1 protein-coding gene is annotated in these 450 nt (G+C 65.8%); it reads right to left on the bottom strand.

Annotated elements, in window-relative coordinates:
• A partial coding sequence (locus AC5RVV_RS18105) for a fatty acid desaturase family protein (protein WP_494002726.1) occupies positions 1-388 on the bottom strand: 388 nt, incomplete at its 3' end.
• Positions 389-450 lie beyond the last annotated feature (62 nt).

Raw genomic sequence — 450 nt, 5'->3', positions numbered from 1 at the left:
GGGTAAAGGCCATCACCGTCGAGACAATGTCCGGGTCCCTGCCCACCTGGTTCGGCGCCTGGTGGTGGCGGTTGTGCTTGGTGCTCCACCAGCCGTAGCTCAGCCCGGTCAGGAGCCCGGAAATCACCCGGGCCGCCCACTCGTTCCAGCGGTGCGACCGGAAGATCTGCCGGTGCGCCGCCTCATGGCCCAGGAACCCGAACTGGGCCAGCACCGCGCCCAGCAGCCCCGCCAGAACCAGCTGGTACCACGAGTCACCCAGCCGGACAATGCCGACCCCGATCGCGGCGGTGGCCAGGACCATCCCGATGATCATCATCCAGTAGAACCCGTAGCACCGCCTGAGCAGACCATCCCGCTGGACCTGCCGCAGCAGCTGGGCGTACACGTTTACATGGCCGGCACATTTTCCCGAAGCGGCTGACTGATGTGAGTCCGAAGGTTCACTGT

It is taken from the genome of Arthrobacter sp. MDT2-34-1 (assembly GCF_059091365.1).
The sequence above is the reverse complement of the archived record's forward strand: the minus strand, read 5'-3'. Positions and strand labels throughout refer to the sequence as shown.